We start from the raw sequence: 480 nt of genomic DNA on the forward strand, positions 1-480 counted from the left end.
CGCGGACAGTTGTGGGCTGATCGCCCCCGTCATCGCATACCGGGCCGCGACCTGCGACTGCTGCGACACCAACCGGGCGTCATCGTCACCCGACCCGCCAGCCAACTGGTCATGAATCCCCGCCAACGCCCGGTATTTGGTCCACAGCAGAAACGATTCCCCCGCCCGACAGGTGGTGATCGCATCCATCAGATCGTTGATGTGCCCACACGCCGCATCGTCGGCGACCCGCCCGACCTGCAGGTGTAGGCCGATGCGGGTGGGGTCTTCGGTTGCCCACCCGTAGCGGGACACCGTCGCACGCGACGGCGGAACAGAATCACGGCTAGTAGACATCAGGTGCTCCGAACACGCAGGGACAAACCATCTACAAAAAGAGGTGCTTCCCACGTTCGGCGGCCCACCCACGATCAGGGCCTTCGCTACTATGTTCGATTCTACCCCGCGGCCGGCCGCAAACCAAGAGAAACCGGACATCAA

General features: G+C 63.3%; 1 protein-coding gene. It reads right to left on the bottom strand.

The window, feature by feature from the left end:
- The coding region (locus tag HH308_RS29370; RefSeq protein ID WP_170197831.1) for a hypothetical protein at positions 1-336 on the bottom strand (336 nt) is incomplete at its 3' end.
- Between the last annotated feature and the right edge of the window lie 144 nt (positions 337-480).

Origin of the sequence: Gordonia asplenii (assembly GCF_012933505.1) — a bacterium.
Lineage (GTDB): Bacteria > Actinomycetota > Actinomycetes > Mycobacteriales > Mycobacteriaceae > Gordonia > Gordonia asplenii.